The 17,927-nt window shown below is 37.7% G+C and carries 16 protein-coding genes and 1 pseudogene; 11 read left to right on the plus strand and 6 right to left on the minus strand.

Annotated features, from left to right (window positions below; all coding sequences use genetic code 11):
• Nucleotides 1–3 precede the first annotated feature (3 nt).
• Together JNUCC25_RS06740 and JNUCC25_RS06745 are read left to right on the plus strand one after the other, a co-directional pair.
• Nucleotides 4–1,809, plus strand: a complete 1,806-nt coding sequence (locus JNUCC25_RS06740; protein ID WP_029325113.1) for an ABC transporter ATP-binding protein — start codon at nt 4–6, stop codon at nt 1,807–1,809.
• Between the two features lie 151 nt (nt 1,810–1,960).
• The gene (locus JNUCC25_RS06745) at nt 1,961–2,623 is read left to right on the plus strand and encodes a potassium channel family protein (protein WP_029325114.1); all 663 of its coding nucleotides are present in this window, start codon (nt 1,961–1,963) and stop codon (nt 2,621–2,623) included.
• 42 nt (nt 2,624–2,665) lie between these two features.
• Here the strand turns inward: JNUCC25_RS06745 and rnjA are convergent, their stop codons facing one another.
• Entirely contained in the window at nt 2,666–4,333 is a 1,668-nt protein-coding gene (gene rnjA / locus JNUCC25_RS06750; protein WP_013056048.1) for a ribonuclease J1, read from the minus strand.
• 5 nt (nt 4,334–4,338) lie between these two features.
• On the minus strand, nt 4,339–4,548 hold the full coding sequence (locus JNUCC25_RS06755; protein ID WP_013056049.1) for a DNA-dependent RNA polymerase subunit epsilon: 210 nt from the start codon (nt 4,546–4,548) through the stop codon (nt 4,339–4,341).
• Nucleotides 4,549–5,097: 549 nt separating this feature from the next.
• Here JNUCC25_RS06755 and JNUCC25_RS06760 point away from each other — a divergent pair.
• The gene (locus tag JNUCC25_RS06760) at nt 5,098–5,880 is read left to right on the plus strand and encodes a Cof-type HAD-IIB family hydrolase (RefSeq protein WP_013056050.1); all 783 of its coding nucleotides are present in this window, start codon (nt 5,098–5,100) and stop codon (nt 5,878–5,880) included.
• Between the two features lie 28 nt (nt 5,881–5,908).
• On the opposite strand, the gene def is transcribed toward JNUCC25_RS06760, so the two are convergent.
• Both def and JNUCC25_RS06770 read right to left on the minus strand, forming a co-directional pair.
• Nucleotides 5,909–6,463 carry a peptide deformylase gene (gene def / locus JNUCC25_RS06765; protein ID WP_013056051.1) on the minus strand — a complete coding sequence of 185 codons (555 nt, stop codon included), beginning with the start codon at nt 6,461–6,463 and terminating at the stop codon, nt 5,909–5,911.
• Between the two features lie 174 nt (nt 6,464–6,637).
• Nucleotides 6,638–6,748, minus strand: coding sequence for a YjcZ family sporulation protein (locus tag JNUCC25_RS06770; protein WP_078081608.1), 111 nt, complete (start codon nt 6,746–6,748; stop codon nt 6,638–6,640).
• A gap of 169 nt (nt 6,749–6,917) precedes the next feature.
• Between JNUCC25_RS06770 and JNUCC25_RS06775 the strand changes: the two genes are divergently transcribed.
• The 6 genes from JNUCC25_RS06775 (at nt 6,918) to JNUCC25_RS06800 (ending at nt 13,573) form a co-directional block, all read left to right on the plus strand.
• Nucleotides 6,918–7,583 carry a YkyA family protein gene (locus JNUCC25_RS06775; RefSeq protein WP_013056053.1) on the plus strand — a complete coding sequence of 222 codons (666 nt, stop codon included), beginning with the start codon at nt 6,918–6,920 and terminating at the stop codon, nt 7,581–7,583.
• 580 nt (nt 7,584–8,163) lie between these two features.
• Nucleotides 8,164–9,279, plus strand: coding sequence for a pyruvate dehydrogenase (acetyl-transferring) E1 component subunit alpha (gene pdhA, locus JNUCC25_RS06780; protein ID WP_454222997.1), 1,116 nt, complete (start codon nt 8,164–8,166; stop codon nt 9,277–9,279).
• A gap of 3 nt (nt 9,280–9,282) precedes the next feature.
• Nucleotides 9,283–10,260: an alpha-ketoacid dehydrogenase subunit beta gene (locus JNUCC25_RS06785; protein ID WP_013056055.1), complete on the plus strand. Its 978-nt coding sequence runs from the start codon at nt 9,283–9,285 to the stop codon at nt 10,258–10,260.
• A gap of 102 nt (nt 10,261–10,362) precedes the next feature.
• Nucleotides 10,363–11,664, plus strand: coding sequence for a dihydrolipoamide acetyltransferase family protein (locus JNUCC25_RS06790; protein WP_028407941.1), 1,302 nt, complete (start codon nt 10,363–10,365; stop codon nt 11,662–11,664).
• 3 nt (nt 11,665–11,667) lie between these two features.
• Complete coding sequence (gene lpdA, locus JNUCC25_RS06795) at nt 11,668–13,080, plus strand: dihydrolipoyl dehydrogenase (protein ID WP_013056057.1); 1,413 nt, start codon at nt 11,668–11,670, stop codon at nt 13,078–13,080.
• Between the two features lie 250 nt (nt 13,081–13,330).
• Nucleotides 13,331–13,573 (plus strand): hypothetical protein, encoded by a 243-nt coding sequence (locus tag JNUCC25_RS06800; RefSeq protein WP_029325115.1) that lies wholly within the window; start codon nt 13,331–13,333, stop codon nt 13,571–13,573.
• A gap of 48 nt (nt 13,574–13,621) precedes the next feature.
• Here JNUCC25_RS06800 and JNUCC25_RS06805 read toward each other — a convergent pair.
• Nucleotides 13,622–15,078, minus strand: a pseudogene (locus tag JNUCC25_RS06805) (BCCT family transporter).
• A 393-nt stretch (nt 15,079–15,471) separates the two neighbouring features.
• Here JNUCC25_RS06805 and JNUCC25_RS06810 point away from each other — a divergent pair.
• Complete coding sequence (locus tag JNUCC25_RS06810) at nt 15,472–15,597, plus strand: GapA-binding peptide SR1P (RefSeq protein WP_013056059.1); 126 nt, start codon at nt 15,472–15,474, stop codon at nt 15,595–15,597.
• A gap of 37 nt (nt 15,598–15,634) precedes the next feature.
• Here JNUCC25_RS06810 and JNUCC25_RS06815 read toward each other — a convergent pair whose 3' ends face one another.
• The gene (locus JNUCC25_RS06815; RefSeq protein WP_013056060.1) at nt 15,635–17,110 is read right to left on the minus strand and encodes an aminotransferase class I/II-fold pyridoxal phosphate-dependent enzyme; all 1,476 of its coding nucleotides are present in this window, start codon (nt 17,108–17,110) and stop codon (nt 15,635–15,637) included.
• Nucleotides 17,111–17,640: 530 nt separating this feature from the next.
• On the opposite strand from JNUCC25_RS06815, the gene JNUCC25_RS06820 reads away from it, so the two are divergent.
• The gene (locus JNUCC25_RS06820) at nt 17,641–17,910 is read left to right on the plus strand and encodes a UPF0223 family protein (RefSeq protein ID WP_013056061.1); all 270 of its coding nucleotides are present in this window, start codon (nt 17,641–17,643) and stop codon (nt 17,908–17,910) included.
• The last annotated feature ends 17 nt before the right edge of the window (nt 17,911–17,927 follow it).

Below are 17,927 nucleotides of genomic sequence, written 5' to 3' on the forward strand. Positions count from 1 at the left end.
AGAATGGAAGCCGAAAAAAATAAAGTTGTGCGAGAGCGCTTTTATTATCAAACAGATCAAATCATTGATAAGATGTTTAACTGGAAGCAAATGGCCCGCTTGTTTCGTTATCTTCATCCATATCGAAAAAACTTGCTTCCTTTCTCGTTTCTTATGGTCATTATCACGACGGTCATTAGACTCGCTATTCCTATTTTGATAGGTGTATATACGCTTGATCATGCTGTAAAAGATAAGAATAGCACGCTGCTCATGCAGTTAGTTTTCATAATCTTTAGCTTGTATGTACTATCTTATATTTCGAATATCTTTCGAATTAAATGGATGAACCAACTCGGGCAGCACGTTATATATGATTTAAGAAAACATTTATTTACGCATATTCAAGGGCTGTCGCACCGGTTTTTTGATACGCGTTCAGGAGGCTCTATTCTTGTAAGGATCATGAATGATATTAACTCTCTTCAAGATTTATTTACTAACGGGGTAGTTAACCTGTTTATGGACCTCTTATTGTTAGTTGGGATTGTAGTTATATTATTTTCTCTCAGTCCTGCTTTGACATGTGCTGTTTTAATCATTTTACCGATTATGTTCTTGATTTCCACAAAGCTGAGAAGAAGAATTCGTCGGTCTTGGCAAGTTGTTCGTATGAAGCAGTCAGTATTAAATTCACATTTAAATGAGAGTATTCAAGGCATTCGCGTCACTCAATCATTTGCTCAAGAACAAGAAAATATGCTGTTTTTTGAGCGCATAAACAGTGAAAATTACGAGAGCTGGAGGCAAGCTACTCGAAAAAATGCCATGTTTCGACCGTTTGTAGAACTCACAAATGCTGTCGGAACGGCTATTTTAATTTGGTTCGGTGCTGTACTTATTCAAGATGAACGGCTAACAATTGGTATTTTTGTATCATTTGCTTTTTATCTTGGAATGTTTTGGGAACCGATTTCTCGTTTAGGGCAAGTGTATAATCAATTATTAATGGGAATGGCTTCATCCGAGCGTATTTTTGAATTTCTAGATGAAAAACCTCTCGTCGCAGATTTGGAAACCGCTACGTCTTTAGAGGATATGAAAGGAAAAGTTGAGTTCAAGCACGTCTCATTTTCTTATGATGGGAAGCGGAAAGCTCTAAACAACGTATCAATTGACATAAAAGAAGGCCAGACGGTTGCTTTAGTGGGGCATACTGGATCTGGAAAAACATCCATTGCTAATTTAATCACACGTTTTTATGATGTAAACGAAGGGCAGATTTTAATTGATAATATGCCTATTCAAGATATTACGTTAGCGAGTTTACGAGCGCAAATTAGTATTGTGCTGCAAGAAACCTTTATTTTTTCAGGAACCATTATGGAAAACATTCGGTTTGGAAAACCGGATGCTACTGATGATGAAGTGATTAAGGCCGCAGAAGCGGTAGGGGCTGCAGATTTTATAAAGCGTCTGAAAAAAGGTTATGATACGGAAGTAGAAGAGCGAGGAAACGTCTTATCCGTGGGAGAGCGTCAATTGATTTCATTTGCTCGAACGCTGTTGGCTGATCCTCGTATTATCATTTTAGATGAAGCGACAGCAAGCATCGATACAGAAACAGAAGTGAAGATTCAACAGGCGCTTAAAACGCTGTTAAAAAACAGAACTGCCATCATGATTGCTCATCGGTTATCTACTATACGAGAAGCAGATAACATCATTGTATTAGATCACGGAAGCATTATTGAAACAGGGAATCACGGGGAACTAATGCAGCAAAAAGGCGTATATTATTACCTTGTTCAAACCCATGCTACAGCTTAAAAACAGAGGGAGCTGATCCTTCTGTTTTTCTATGAGTGTGAGAAATAGTAAAGAGATATAAGTGTTAACGGGAAAATGAGGTTGATACAAAAGAATTGTGGTAAAATAACGGTAGTTCAGATTTTTTCCTGTACATAATGGAGGAATTCAAATGAAAAAAGAATTTGCAGTCATCGGATTAGGTAGATTTGGAGGAAGTATTTGTAAAACATTAAGCGATCAAGGAATGGAAGTTCTGGCGATTGATATTGATGAAGAAAAGGTAAATGAGTATGCTAACGTTGCTTCCCATGCAGTAGTAGGCGATTCAATGGATGAAGGGGTTCTAAAAAGTTTAGGAATTCGTAATTTTGATCATGTTATCGTAGCTATTGGTGACAATATTCAGGCAAGTATTTTGACGACCCTTATTTTAAAAGAGCTGGGTGTTGAAAAAATAACGGTAAAAGCGCAAAATGATTATCACGCCAAAGTATTATCAAAAATTGGCGCTAATTTTATCGTGCATCCCGAACGAGATATGGGACGAAGAATTGCTAATAACATGATTTCAAACAGCGTTCTAGATTATTTAGAGCTATCTGAAGAACACAGCATTGTCGAATTAATAGCGAGCAAAAGAATGGCTGGCAATACGCTGATTGAGTTAGACATTCGTGCAAAATATGGCATTAACATTGTAGCCATTAAGCGTGATCGAGATATCATCGTTTCTCCTCAGGCGTCCGAAACGATTCAAGAAGGGGACGTGTTGATTGTTATTGGAGCAGATGCAGATATTAACCGCTTCGAAAATAAATTTGCCAGTGCTTAATAAAAAAGAGCAGATGCAATTGCATCCGCTCTTTTTCTTTTATTAAACCTCCATAATGATTGGTAAAATCATTGGACGGCGCTTTGTTTTTTCGTAAAGGAATGGAGCCAATGTGTCTGTGATTTCATTTTTAATCTCAGACCATTGTGACGTACGACGTTCCATCACTTTGTTCAAGTGTTTTGTAATGAGGGACTGTGCATCATTAATTAAGTCGCCAGATTCGCGCATATAAACAAAACCACGAGAGATAATGTCTGGACCAGCAGCGATCTTGAAGTCTTTCATATTGATGCTTACAACCACAATAACAAGACCTTCTTCAGATAAAATGCGGCGGTCACGAAGTACGATATTTCCAATGTCACCAATTCCGCTTCCGTCAATATATACAGAGCCTGAAGGGATTTTGCCGGCTACTGAAGCTTCGCTGTCGCTTAAAGCTAGCACCTCTCCATTATCCATAATGAAGCAGTTTTCTTCAGGAACTCCACAGTCTGTTGCAAGTTTGATGTGCATCTTCTGCATGCGATACTCACCGTGAATTGGCATAAAGTATTTTGGTTTCATCAAACGGAGCATTAATTTTTGCTCTTCCTGTCCGCCGTGTCCAGAAGTATGGATATCGTTTAGAGCACCGTGAATAACCTCTGCTCCTGCACGGAATAGCATATCAATTGTTTTGCTAACACTTACTGTATTTCCTGGAATAGGTGAAGATGAGAATACAACCGTATCTCCAGGGATAATTTGAATTTGGCGGTGAGTACCGTTTGCAATTCTAGATAGCGCTGCCATCGGTTCACCTTGGCTGCCTGTACATAAAATAGTCACGCGGTTAGCTGGAATTCGGTTAATTTGAGAAGGCTCAATGAACGTATCTTTTGGACATGAAATATATCCAAGCTGTTGGCCAATCTCAATAGCTGCTTCCATACTGCGTCCGAATACAGCAACTTTACGGTTATGCAATACGGCTGCTTCCACTACTTGCTGTAAGCGGTGAATATTTGAAGCAAACGTTGCAAAAATAATACGGCCGTCTACTTTACGGAAAATGTCATGAATGCTGTCACCTACGCGGCGCTCAGACATCGTAAAGTTAGGAATTTCACTGTTTGTGCTGTCTGAAAGCAAGCATAGAACGCCTTCTTTACCGATTTCAGCCATTTTTGTTAAGTTAGCCGGTTCGCCCACTGGTGTAAAATCAAACTTGAAATCTCCTGTATGTACGATTTGTCCGTTTGGTGTTTTTACCACAATTCCGTAAGAATCAGGAATACTGTGAGTTGTGCGGAAGAACGTTACCGATGTTTTACGGAATTTAATTACGTCATCTTCAGTAATTTCATGAAGCTGAGCTGTACGAAGCAACCCATGCTCGTCTAATTTGTTGCGAAGAAGCCCAAGGGCTAATTTCCCTGCATAAATAGGAATGTTTAATTCTCTTAATAAGTAAGGAATTCCGCCGATGTGATCTTCATGACCATGTGTAACGAAAAGGCCACGGATTTTATCTGCATTTTTTACTAAATAACTGTAGTCAGGAATAACGTAGTCAATTCCTAAAAGCTCATCTTCAGGGAATTTAATTCCTGCATCAATAAGAATAATTTCATCTTGAAACTGTACGGCATACGTATTTTTACCGATTTCGCCTAGTCCACCCAGGGCGAAAACTGCCGTTTGATTATTTTTTACAAATTTCATTTTCATCATATCTCCAATACTTTAAAATCTTCATGCTGTTGTTCATATTCTAGATAGTCTCCAGTCACTGCTTGAACAAACTCAATATTAATTGAACGCGCTTTTAACTTTTTACGAACGTCACGCTCAGAATCTGCGTTCACATACACAGTTTTTGTATTTTCACGTACAGCTACTTCACTCATTTTTTCTTGAAAATAAACTTTAAAAATCATAACAAAAATCTCTCCTTAATTCCGAAATTCAAATAACTTATTTTATTATATTATAAAATGTGTATGTATTTCATGTATTTTCTAAAGAAACTTGCTTTCACTACATTTTAGTCATCTAAATATAACAAGTCAATTAATTATAGAATAATATTAATAGGAAACGGATACAAGACTATATTTTCCGGGCGTATAAAAAATAAGGGCTATTCCATTGTACGATGCAGACACACACTCTGCAAATTTTACAACAGAAAGCCCTAAAAAAATCGATTATGCCATCGTTTTTTTACGCAATAATTCATTCCAGCGTTTTAGCAGCCTTTTTCGAAAATCTTTTAACATGATTTTTCAGCTCCTTTGTTTTTTTGCGATACCTGCCTGTCTCTCTCTGTACTTTTATTATATGATGAAAAGGGAGAGGTTTCTCGTGGTTAAATATGGAAAAAATGTAAATTGGACCGTCCATTTATAGAGAAACCAGGGCTTGTTTGATATAATTGGAAAGGCTTAACAAAGAGATAAAAAATTATAAAAAATAAGGTGATAAACGTGGAACGAAAGATTATTTTTTTTGATATTGATGGAACGTTATTGGATCATGATAAAAAACTGCCTGCTTCTACAAAAAAAGCTGTCCGGCTGTTAAAAGAGCAGGGGCATGAAGTGGCAATTGCAACTGGAAGGGCTCCTTTTATGTTTAAAGATCTGCGTGAAGAGTTGGATATTCAAACATATATTAGCTTTAATGGTCAGTACATTGTTTTAAATGGAGAAGTTCTTTACAAAAACCCGTTAAATAAAGAAGAGCTTCAAGATTTAACAGCTTTTGCTGTTGAGCATGATCACCCTGTCGTATACATGGATCATGAAGATATGAAATCAAACATTGAATTTCATGACTATATCGAATCCAGCATCAGCACGCTGAAAATTGGATTTACCCACCCTCACCACGATCCTACTTATTTCAAAGGGCGTGAAATTTATCAATCCCTCTTATTCTGTACAGCGGGAGAAGAAGCTCCTTATGAAGAAAAATTTAAGAAATTTGACTTTATTCGCTGGCATGAATTTTCAACTGATGTTCTGCCAAAAGGTGGATCAAAAGCGCGAGGAATTGAGACCATGATTGAAAAGCTTGGCTTCGACAAAAAAGATGTATATGCATTCGGAGACGGCTTAAACGATATCGAAATGCTGGAATTTGTCGGAAATGGCGTAGCGATGGGAAATGCGGAAGAAGTCGTGAAAGAAGTTGCTAATCTTGTTACAAAAGATGTAGCAGAAGATGGTATTCTCCACGGATTAGAGCTAGTAGGATTATTAAAGTAAGAAAAACGCGAGCTCTAGCTCGCGTTTTTTAGCGTTCATATGGAAAAGCATTTTCAGGTTCTTGAAATGGATTTTCTTTATTAATGTAATCATAAAACATAATGCCGTCTAAATGATCAATTTCGTGCTGAAATACAACAGCAGGAAGACCTTTCAAACGAATTTTCACTTCTTCGCCTTCCAGCGTTGTGCCTTTTACTGTGATACGTGCATATCGAGGAACAAATCCTGGGATATCTTGATCGACAGACAAGCAGCCTTCACCGCCTGTAAGGTATGTCTTTTCAACTGAGTGGCTAATGATCTTAGGGTTAAATAATGCATAGCTGTATAGCTTGCCTTTTTCATCCGTAACGTGTACCCCAATCATTCGTTTTGATACATTAATTTGAGGAGCGGCAAGCCCGATACCAGATCGCAGTCCATATTTAGCAGCAATTTCAGGATCTTGGCTGTTTTTTACATATTCTAATAAGCTATGTAAAATCTTTTTGTCTTCTTCAGAAGCAGGTAACGGTACTTCTTTTGCTACTTCTCGCAGCGTTGGGTGTCCGTCTTGAATAATATCGTTCATTGTAATCAACTTTCACATCTCCCTAGGCTATTTTATAGGTATAAAGTGTACCAAATCCGTATAAAAAAGTCATTACCTCGACCTTGAACACATAAATGTTTCTACTAATTATATGTATCACGCATATGGAAAAACATGTATAAGAAAAAATAAAAGCGACCGTTAGCCGCTTTTATTGTATAATTACCAGCCGCCACAGCTGCAGCCAATAATAACTAATAAAATGAACAGTACGATTAATAAAACAAACCCTTTATTAGAACCGCCGTAGCCATATCCACCGTAACCCAACATAATATAACCTCCCGTAGTTATCAATCCCAAGGTAAAAAGTCATAAACTCCCTTTTTTTCACGATTGGGTTAGTATAATATATTAAAAGGTGGAAAAAGGGTGTAGAGAAATTGCTAATTTCCTACAAAAATTGTATAATGACCCATGAATAAGGGAGGATTTACCAGATATGAAATGCGTCGGAAGATATATAATTATCGGCATTGCTGCTATGTCACTAGCAGGCTGCGCAGAAGGCTCATCGCCTGAACTTGAGGTATATAATGGATTAGAAAAAGTGGTAGCACAAGAAAAACAATTTGCTGATCAGCAAAAACCGTTAGCTGATTTAGAACAGCAAGAAAATGCGATATACGACCAAATTATTGAGCTAGGGATTAAAGATAAAAAGAAAATAAAAAATAAAGCACAAAAAGCGCAGCAGTTATTAGATGAGCGTGAAAGTAAATTACAAAAAGAAGAAAAAAGCATCAGCGCTTCGCAAAAACAATTTGAAGCGACAGAGCCAAAGATCCAAAAACTAGAGGATGGCAAAGCAAAAGAAGAGGCGCTTGAACTATCTTCGTTAATGAAGAAGCGTTATAATGCCTACCAGTCCTTACATGATGCCTATCTTCATTCCATTGAATTAGATCGTCAGCTATATACGCTCTTTGAAAAAGACAATGTGAAATTAGAGAATCTTGAAACACAAATCGCTTCGATCAATGCTACTTATAAAGAAGTTGAAAAGAAAAAAGAAACGTTTAACACATTAACAGCTGACTATAATAAAGCCAAAGAGGATTTTTATAACAAAACGAAGTTAAAGGTGAAAAATAGCGAGGATAAATAAGAAGACCTGTGAAGTTTACAGGTCTTTTTTTTGGCTGAAAAGGAAGGTTTTCTGAAATAAAGAAAGAGTTTCGACATGATTCAAGTGAAAATTACAAAAGGTTATTGTTTTAAAAAATCGTTTATTTGTGGCAAGATAGGAGATGTGCAGACGTAAAAAAAGAGAAGGTTATTATAAAACATATAATACAGTTTGTATCTGTGTAATAGTACAGCATGTCTTTTTTATGTGTTTTATTTCACAAACTAAAAAAGCGTAATTTCTTGATGTAAATGCATTGACGAACTGTTTTAGTGTATTGTAAACTAGGTAGCGTAGTAAGTGTTGTATTAATCATTTTTGCAAAATAATTAATACAGTTTAACGAAACGTTCGTTTCGCTTAAACTTTCCTTTTACGTAAATGTTTGCACAGAATTCGCTGGGGAATACATAGAAATGTTAAGGATTAGCGAATTCAAAAAGCTACTCGACAAAATATGACTTTTACTTGTCCATTTGGGACATTCTAAAAGCGTGTATGTTTGTTTGATTAGTAAAATGAATTTATACGGCTTAAATGAAAGGAAGAGGTGACTTAGATGGCTGCTAAAACTAAAAAGACTATTATTGATGTATCAAAGCAACTTGATAAAATCGCTGAGCAGTACCAAACGTTCCAAATTCTTAATGAAGAGGGCGAAGTAGTAAATAAATCAGCGTTGCCAGATTTATCTGACGAAAAATTAAAAGAGTTAATGACTCGCATGGTATACACTCGTATTCTTGATCAACGTTCAATTTCATTGAACCGTCAAGGTCGTTTAGGTTTCTATGCACCAACTGCTGGGCAAGAAGCTTCTCAAATCGCTTCACATTTCGCATTAGAAAAAGAAGACTTCATTTTACCTGGGTACCGTGATGTGCCTCAGTTAATTTGGCATGGTCTTCCACTATATCAAGCGTTCTTATTCTCTCGTGGTCATTTCCACGGTAACCAAGCGCCAGAAGGTGTAGATGTACTTTCTCCACAAATCATCATCGGTGCACAAATCGTGCAAACTGCTGGTGTGGCACTAGGTCTTAAAAAGCGCGGTAAAAAAGCAGTAGCGATCACTTATACAGGTGACGGCGGAGCTTCACAAGGTGACTTCTACGAAGGTATGAACTTCGCAGGTGCATTCAAAGCTCCAGCAATCTTTGTTGTACAAAACAACCGCTTTGCAATTTCAACACCAGTTGAAAAGCAATCTGCAGCACGTACAATCGCTCAAAAAGCAGCGGCTGTTGGTATCCCAGGCGTTCAAGTAGACGGTATGGATGCACTAGCAGTATACGTTGCAGTAAGCGAAGCTCGTGAGCGTGCAGTAAACGGTGAAGGTCCAACTTTAATTGAAACATTAACTTACCGTTATGGTCCACATACAATGGCTGGTGACGATCCAACTCGTTATCGTACAGCTGAGCTTGACACTGAGTGGGAAAAGAAAGATCCACTTGTTCGCTTCCGTAAATTCTTAGAAGCTAAAGGCATCTGGAATGAAGAAGAGGAAAACAAAGTAATCGAGCAAGCTAAAGAAGATATCAAACAAGCTATTAAGAAGGCTGACGATTATCCAAAACAAAAAGTTACAGATTTAATGGAAATCATGTACGAAACTATGCCTTCAAACTTACAAGAGCAATATGAAATCTACAAAGAGAAGGAGTCGAAGTAAGCCATGGCGCAAATGACAATGATTCAAGCGATTACTGATGCGTTACGCACAGAAATGAAAAACGACGAAAACGTATTAGTTTTTGGTGAAGACGTTGGCGTAAACGGTGGAGTATTCCGTGCGACTGAAGGTCTTCAACAAGAATTCGGCGAAGATCGCGTATTCGATACGCCATTAGCTGAATCTGGTATCGGTGGTCTTGCTGTGGGTCTATCGACTCAAGGTTTCCGTCCGGTTCCTGAAATTCAATTCTTTGGTTTCGTATACGAAGTACTTGATTCTGTATCAGGTCAAGCTGCACGTATGCGCTACCGTTCTGGCGGTCGCTGGAATGCACCAATCACATTCCGTTCACCATTTGGTGGAGGCGTTCATACACCAGAACTTCACGCTGATAGCTTAGAAGGTATCGTAGCATCTCAACCTGGTTTAAAAGTTGTAATTCCTTCAACTCCATACGATGCAAAAGGTCTTTTAATTTCATCAATTCGTGATAACGATCCGGTTGTATACTTAGAGCACATGAAGCTTTACCGTTCATTCCGTCAAGAAGTACCTGAAGAATCATACACAATTGATTTAGGTACAGCTGATGTGAAACGTGAAGGTACAGACGTAACGCTTATCGCTTACGGTGCAATGGTACACTCATCATTAAAAGCAGCTGAAGAACTAGAAAAAGAAGGTATCTCTGCTGAAGTAGTGGACTTACGTACAGTTCAACCTTTAGATATCGATACAATTCTTGCATCAGTTGAAAAAACTGGTCGCGTAGTAGTAGTTCAAGAAGCTCAAAAACAAGCTGGTATCGCAGCTAACGTTGTAGCTGAAATTAACGATCGTGCAATCTTAAGCTTAGAAGCACCAGTATTACGTGTAACAGCACCGGATACTGTGTTCCCATTCTCTCAAGCTGAGGGCGTATGGTTACCAGACCACAAAGATATTGTTGAAACAGCTAAGAAAGTACTTGAATTTTAATTAGCATTTTACTGTGATAGAAATCAGCTTTGTGCTGATTTCTGTCTTAGATAAAATAAACACTAACAAATTGAACGCAACTAACTAGGAGGGTGAAGACACGTGGCATTTGAATTTAAACTGCCGGATATCGGTGAAGGTATCCACGAAGGTGAAATTGTAAAATGGTTCGTAAAAGCTGGAGATGAAATTGATGAGGATGATGTACTAGCAGAAGTACAAAATGACAAAGCTGTTGTTGAAATCCCATCTCCTGTAAAAGGTAAAGTATTAGAAGTAAAAGTTGACGAAGGTACAGTAGCTACTGTAGGACAAGTTATCGTTACTTTTGATGCTCCTGGATACGAAGACTTAAAATTCAAAGGTGACGATCATGATGATGCACCAGCAGAAGAAGCTAAAGAAGAAGCTTCAACTGAAGAAGTGACTGAAGAAGCAACAGCTCCTGCAGCACAAGCTGATGTTGATCCTAACCGTAAAGTAATTGCTATGCCTTCAGTGCGCAAATATGCTCGTGAAAAAGGTGTAGACATTAAAGCTGTTCCTGGTTCAGGTAAAAACGGACGTATTGTTAAAGATGACATCGATAGCTTCCTATCTGGTGGTTCTACAGCTACAGCAACTGCTGAAGCTCCAGCTAAAGAGGAAACTGCTTCAGCTGAACCAAAAGCAGCAGCAGCACAAGCTATTCCTGAAGGCGACTTACCAGAAACTCGCGAGAAAATGAGCGGTATCCGTCGTGCAATCGCAAAAGCTATGGTTAACTCTAAACACACTGCTCCACACGTAACATTAATGGATGAAATCGATGTAACAGCTCTTGTTGCTCATCGTAAAAAATTCAAAACAGTTGCAGCAGATCAAGGTATTAAATTAACATTCTTACCTTACGTGGTAAAAGCGTTAACTTCAGCACTTAAGAAGTTCCCAGCTCTTAACACTTCAATCGATGACTCTACAGATGAAGTAATTCAAAAACATTACTACAACATCGGTATCGCTGCTGACACTGAAAAAGGTCTTTTAGTACCAGTTGTGAAAAATGCTGACCGTAAATCTGTGTTCGAAATTTCTGATCAAATTAACGACCTTGCTGGAAAAGCACGTGATGGTAAATTAGCTCCTGCTGAAATGAAAGGCGCTTCTTGTACAATCACAAATATCGGTTCTGCTGGTGGACAATGGTTTACTCCTGTTATCAACCACCCAGAAGTTGCAATTCTAGGTATCGGACGTATCGCTGAAAAACCAGTTGTACGCGACGGTGAAATTGTAATTGCTCCAGTATTAGCATTATCACTAAGCTTTGACCACCGTATTATCGATGGCGCAACAGCTCAAAACGCTCTTAACCAAATCAAGCGTTTATTAAATGATCCAGAATTATTATTAATGGAGGCGTAATAAATGGTAGTAGGAGATTTCCCAATCGAAACTGATACTCTTGTCATTGGTGCTGGCCCTGGTGGCTACGTTGCAGCAATTCGTGCAGCTCAATTAGGTCAAAAAGTTACAATCGTAGAAAAAGGTAACCTTGGAGGCGTATGCTTAAACGTTGGTTGTATTCCTTCAAAAGCATTAATCGCTGCAGGTCACCGTTTTGAACACGCTAAACATTCTGAAGACATGGGGATTATCGCTGAGAATGTAACAGTTGATTTCTCTAAAGTTCAAGAATTCAAAAACGGCGTTGTAAACAAACTTACTGGCGGTGTTGAAGGCCTTCTTAAAGGTAACAAAGTTGACATCGTAAAAGGTGAAGCTTACTTCGTTGACAGCGAAACTGTACGTGTAATGGATGAAAATTCTGCACAAACGTACAAATTCAAAAATGCTATCCTTGCAACTGGTTCTCGCCCAATCGAGATCCCTGGATTCAAATTCTCTGAGCGCGTAATCAACTCTACAGGTGCATTAGCGCTTAAAGAAGTTCCTAAAAAATTAGTTGTAATCGGCGGAGGTTACATCGGTACTGAGCTTGGTACTGCTTTTGCTAACTTCGGTACAGAAGTTACATTTGTAGAAGCTGCTGATGAAATCTTAGCTGGTTTTGAAAAACAAATGAGTTCACTTGTTAAACGTAACCTTAAGAAAAAAGGAAACGTTGAAATCTATACAAAAGCAATGGCTAAAGGTGTTGAAGAAACTGCTAACGGCGTACAAGTTACGTTTGAAGTAGGCGGAGAGTCAAAAGTAATCGATGCTGACTACGTATTAGTTACTGTAGGTCGTCGTCCTAACACTGATGAGCTTGGTCTTGAGCAAGTTGGCGTTAAAATGACTGACCGTGGTCTTATCGAAATCGATAACCAAACTCGTACATCTGTAAGCAACATCTTTGCAATTGGTGATATCGTAACTGGACCTCCACTTGCACACAAAGCTTCTTACGAAGGTAAAATCGCAGCTGAAGTAATCGCTGGCGAACCTGCTGAAATTGACTACTTAGGAATTCCAGCAGTTGTATTCTCTGAGCCTGAGCTTGCATCTGTAGGTTATACTGAAGCACAAGCGAAAGAAGAAGGATTAGCTGTTAAAGCTTCTAAATTCCCATTTGCTGCTAACGGACGTGCGCTTGCACTTAACGCTGCAGAAGGCTTCTTAAAGCTTATCACTCGTAAAGAAGACGGAGTAGTTGTTGGTGCTCAAATTGCTGGACCTAGCGCATCTGACATGATTGCTGAGCTTGGTCTTGCTATCGAAGCTGGCGTAACAGCTGAAGATATCGCATTGACAATTCACGCTCACCCAACATTAGGTGAAATCACAATGGAAGCTGCTGAAGTAGCTATTGGAAGCCCAATTCACATTGTAAAATAATGTTTTTAAAAAGCTGATGCGTATGCATCGGCTTTTTTTTTTGAAGAAAACGGTTTTCCTAAAGTATCAGATGCTTGTCATACAGTTTTTGTTGCTGATGAGTATACTCTTTTAGAGGAAACGTGTAAAAAGCGCTGAGGCAGTCTTAAATGAGCTCTAGATGCATACATATGAAGTGGGACGTGCTTTCCTTATAGGTAGATAAAAAATTGCTCTTTTGGATAACGAATGAAAAGGCGGCGAAGGGGCTATGAAGACGTATTTCGTTTGGAGCTTACACATTGTTATTTGGATAGGTTATTCACTGGTTGAATTGCTATCAAAACGTGATCAGTTGACATCTAAAATTATTTTATTTTTAGTATTTGCTTATTTAGCTTACGGCATAGCAGAAATGAACGTCAAATCTAAAAGACTGGCGCTTATGATGACGGGTACAACTTCAGCTGTCTGCTTGGCATGTTATCAACTAATTTTATTTTGCACGGCGTAAGATTGCATAAAAAAAGCGTTAGCTTATATAAGCTAACGCTTTTTTGTCTTACACAGATTTCTTTTCTCTTTTCAATGCGCCTTCTTCTTTAAATGCTTTCATTAATGAGAAGACCGTTAGCACCAGCACAATTGAGAATGGAAGTGCTGCTATAATCGCAGCTGTTTGGAGCGCATCCAAACCACCTGTCCAAAGCAGAATGATTGCTGTTAACGATTGAATTAAGCCCCACGTAAGCTTAATAGAGCCTGAAGGATTTAGATCACCATTTGTTGTCTGCATTCCTAAAACAAATGTAGCTGAGTCAGCTGATGTAATGAAGAATGTAGCAATTAAGCAAATAGCGACAATGGACATGAACGTACCAAATGGAAACTGTTCAAGTACATAGAATAAAGCAACTTCTGTTCCTTTATTATTAATAACATCCATAACAGGAAGATCCTTGAAAAAGTCTAAATAGACCCCAGAACCTCCTAATACGGAAAACCATAATCCACCAAATACGGTCGGAACAGCTAGTACACCAATTAAAAATTCTCGAATGGTTCTACCACGTGAAATACGAGCAATGAACGTACCCACAAACGGTGCCCAAGCGATCCACCATGCCCAGTAGAAAATTGTCCAATCTTGAACCCAAGTACTGTTATCAAACGGGCTCAATCGAAAACTCATCGACGGCAAGTTTTGAATGTAGCTGCCAATTGTTGTAACGAATAAGTCCATAATAAAGTTGGTTGGACCTGCAAATAACAAGAATAGCATTAACAGAATAGCTAAAACAATATTAATGTTACTCAAATACTCTTAATACCTTTGTTCAAACCCGTCTGTGCTGACAGCATGAACAAGAACGTCACGATAATAATTTGAATAGCGCCCAGTCCTAGAGATGTTGCCACCCCAAAAACAGTTGCAAATACGGCGATGACGTTTATGATCGTTCCAAGAGGTCCATCAACACGTTTTCCTAATAGTGGACGTAAAATATTACTGATTATGAACGGGTAACCTTTTCTAAATTGAAAATATGCAAGGGCCAGTGCAAGAACGGAATAAATAGCCCAAGGATGTAAACCCCAGTGGAAAAACGAATAACGTAGAGCTGCGCGAGCTGATTCTGCTGTACCGACTTCACCACAAGGTGGAGTATGAAAATGATTGATTGGTTCTGAAACACCCCAGAATACAAGTCAAATCCCCATACCAGCACTAAATAACATGGCAAACCATGAGACATAACCATACTGAGGCTTTTCGTCAGGTTTACCTAGTTTAATATTTCCGTACTTTGAAAAAATTAAGTACAGCGTAAAAACTAAGAATAATGTAGCTGCTAATAAGTAATACCAGCCAAATTTCTCGATGATAAAACTATGTATTGCCGATATGACAGGTGTAAGCGCTGCGCTTCCTAGCACAGATTCCGGAATAACACCCCATACGATAAATACTGCAGCAATAATAACCGAAATGATAAAAACAGGAGTCAGTTTTTTCATCGATTATCACTTCTTTCCTATTCTATTTTACATAACATGTTTTCTCATATAACCTTTTTAGCTATACATGAAACCACATGGTTATACATTCTAGTAAAGTTTGTATGAAATGTCTACCCTATTAGTAAGAAAAAACGGCAAGAGCTCAAATTCTTATTTTTCGTAATTATTTTAAAGTGCTGAAATAGATGTGAAATTAGACATTGTTTTTTCATATAAATAGAGATGATGCTAAGCGTTCAGCTTTTTGAAAACAAATATAACATTTATGAGAAAAATATTTTTAATGTGACATACTAATTAGTTGTTGACATATTTAATGTGACATAATAATATAATATCAAGAGTTGTAAAACGCTTATAAAAAAAGACGGTTAAAGGGGAGTTTACAAAATGGGAACAATCGTATGTCAAACATGTAACTGCACAATTGATCATTTCGAAGATGAGAAAGTGACGCGATTATACTCAACATGTAAAAGCGGAGAATGTCAAAAAGCAGATGAAGATTTAGATTAATTCAATAAAAAAAGGTGCGAAAATTCGCACCTTTTTTTTATTGAATTGCTTTATGTTCTTTAATGACACGAAATGTTTTTAATTCAAAATCTTCCGGACCCTGCACTGGTAAACCTGCCTCTAAGTTTGTTTCAATGTAGGTTAAATTTTCCTCAGTGATGATTTCCCCAGGAATAAAAATAGGAATACCAGGAGGATAGACCATCACAAATTCCGCAATAATACGACCTGCCGACTCATGAAAAGGTACCACTTCTGTTTCAGCGTAAAAAGCATCGCGAGGTGTTAAAGCCAATACAGGAATATCAGGCAATAAAATAGCCGGTTTTGCCGTTGTTTCAGAAAGATTATGGAATTTTGCAGATAATTCACGCAGAGCTGTGACCAGACGTAACAGATCTTCTTCTGTATCTCCAGGCGTGATAATACATAGAATATTATAAAGGTCAGACATTTCAACTTCGATATTATGAGCTTCACGCATCCATTTTTCTACGTCATAGCCCGTAATTCCTAAATCTGAAACAGAAATAATTAATTTAGTAGGGTCTAAATCATACGTAGCTTTTGTCCCTAAAATTTCTCTGCCTATACATCGGATATGCTCAATTGTATTAATTTCTTTTCGTGCTTTTTCAGCAAGAGAAATTGCACGTTCAGCCAGCTCTTTTCCTTCTGTAGCTAAACGTTTTCGTGCAACATCTAAAGAAGCCAGCAGCAGATAAGATGTTGATGTTGTTGTGAGCATGCTTAAAATAGACTGTACACGTTTTGGAGAAATTAAGCCTTCGCGTATGTTTAGAATTGAACTTTGCGTCATAGAGCCCCCTAATTTATGCACGCTTGTTGCTGCCATATCTGCACCGGCCTGCATAGCAGACAGAGGCAAATCATCATGGAAGTGAATATGAACGCCGTGAGCTTCATCAACAAGTACAGGCACTTGATACGAGTGGGCAATTTCTACGATTTTACGAAGGTCTCCAGAAATTCCAAAATAAGTTGGATTGATAACAAGCACTGCTTTTGCTTCAGGGTGCTGCTTTAAGGCTTTTTCTACAGAGTCCGATGTAATACCGTGAGAAATGCCAAGATTTTCGTCAATTTCAGGGTGAATAAAAATAGGCGTAGCTCCTGAAAAAACAATCGCACTCATAACAGATTTATGCACGTTTCTAGGAACGATAATTTTATCTCCAGGACCACATGTCGCCATGACCATTGCCATAATTGCTCCGCTCGTTCCTTGAACAGAGAAAAAAGTATGGTCAGCACCAAATGCTTCTGCAGCTAAATCCTGCGCTTGTTTGATAATGCCTTTTGGCTGGTGAAGGTCATCAAGAGGACCGATATTAATTAAATCAATGGATAAAGCATCATCGCCAATAAATGAGCGGAATTCAGGATCCATTCCATTTCCTTTTTTATGTCCAGGGATATGGAATTGTGTTGGGTTTTTCTTAGCGTGATTAACCAATCCAGTAAATAATGGAGTTGAAAATTGAGAAGACAACTTTGCTATACACCTCTTTTATCATAAATTGTCAGTCCCTCTAAGCAAAGCTTAGAGGGACTTTGATTGTTTTTTATCAAATTACAGCATTCAATTTTATATACCAAAAACTAGTGGCTGTTGAATTCTACATATTAAAATATCAGATCTTTTTTCTATAAAAGAAATTCAACAGAAATTCTACTCGGCAGTTTTCTTGATTTTAACCATTATATAAATGAATGAAACGTGTATGTTTACTACTGTTTGATAATATAAATACAATTTTTAGTTAAAAAAATACAAGTAATTGTAAACTGTTTATTACTTATTATTTTATAGTTCTTTATGTTTTGAAAATCCCCATAAAACAAAAGAATTATAGCACTTATTAACCCATTTGCAAAGATATTTTAAAGAGAAAATAAAAAGAAAAAAAAGGAGAAATTCTTTTGTGTGAAAAGAGAATAAATTTTGTGTACATTATAGATTGTGATAGAGTTAAGAATATAGATATACATAGATTGAAGAAATAAATGGAGTGATGAGAAGTGGAATATCAATACCCTATCTCCCTTGATTGGAGTACAGAAGAAATTATTGATGTAGTGAAGTTTTTTGAAAGCATTGAACGAGCTTATGAAAAAGGTATTGAGCGTGATCACCTAATGGCAGTCTATCGCCGATTTAAAGAAATTGTGCCAAGTAAAGCAGAAGAAAAAACAATCTGTAACGATTTTGAAGATCAAAGCAAATATTCTTCTTATCGAACGATTCAAAAAGCAAAGGCTGCTTCTTCTGGAGACATCATAAAAATGTAAAAAATGGAGCCAAGCTT

The organism is Priestia sp. JNUCC 25, from assembly GCF_053667915.1.

Coding starts and splice junctions, on each gene's coding strand:
- JNUCC25_RS06740 (WP_029325113.1), top strand. CDS start 4: ATGGAAGCCGAAAAAAATAAAGTTGTGCGAGAGCGCTTTTATTATCAA.
- JNUCC25_RS06745 (WP_029325114.1), top strand. CDS start 1,961: ATGAAAAAAGAATTTGCAGTCATCGGATTAGGTAGATTTGGAGGAAGT.
- rnjA (WP_013056048.1), bottom strand. CDS start 4,333: ATGAAATTTGTAAAAAATAATCAAACGGCAGTTTTCGCCCTGGGTGGA.
- JNUCC25_RS06755 (WP_013056049.1), bottom strand. CDS start 4,548: ATGATTTTTAAAGTTTATTTTCAAGAAAAAATGAGTGAAGTAGCTGTA.
- JNUCC25_RS06770 (WP_078081608.1), bottom strand. CDS start 6,748: ATGTTGGGTTACGGTGGATATGGCTACGGCGGTTCTAATAAAGGGTTT.
- JNUCC25_RS06775 (WP_013056053.1), top strand. CDS start 6,918: ATGAAATGCGTCGGAAGATATATAATTATCGGCATTGCTGCTATGTCA.
- pdhA (WP_454222997.1), top strand. CDS start 8,164: ATGGCTGCTAAAACTAAAAAGACTATTATTGATGTATCAAAGCAACTT.
- JNUCC25_RS06785 (WP_013056055.1), top strand. CDS start 9,283: ATGGCGCAAATGACAATGATTCAAGCGATTACTGATGCGTTACGCACA.
- lpdA (WP_013056057.1), top strand. CDS start 11,668: ATGGTAGTAGGAGATTTCCCAATCGAAACTGATACTCTTGTCATTGGT.
- JNUCC25_RS06800 (WP_029325115.1), top strand. CDS start 13,331: ATGAAGACGTATTTCGTTTGGAGCTTACACATTGTTATTTGGATAGGT.
- JNUCC25_RS06810 (WP_013056059.1), top strand. CDS start 15,472: ATGGGAACAATCGTATGTCAAACATGTAACTGCACAATTGATCATTTC.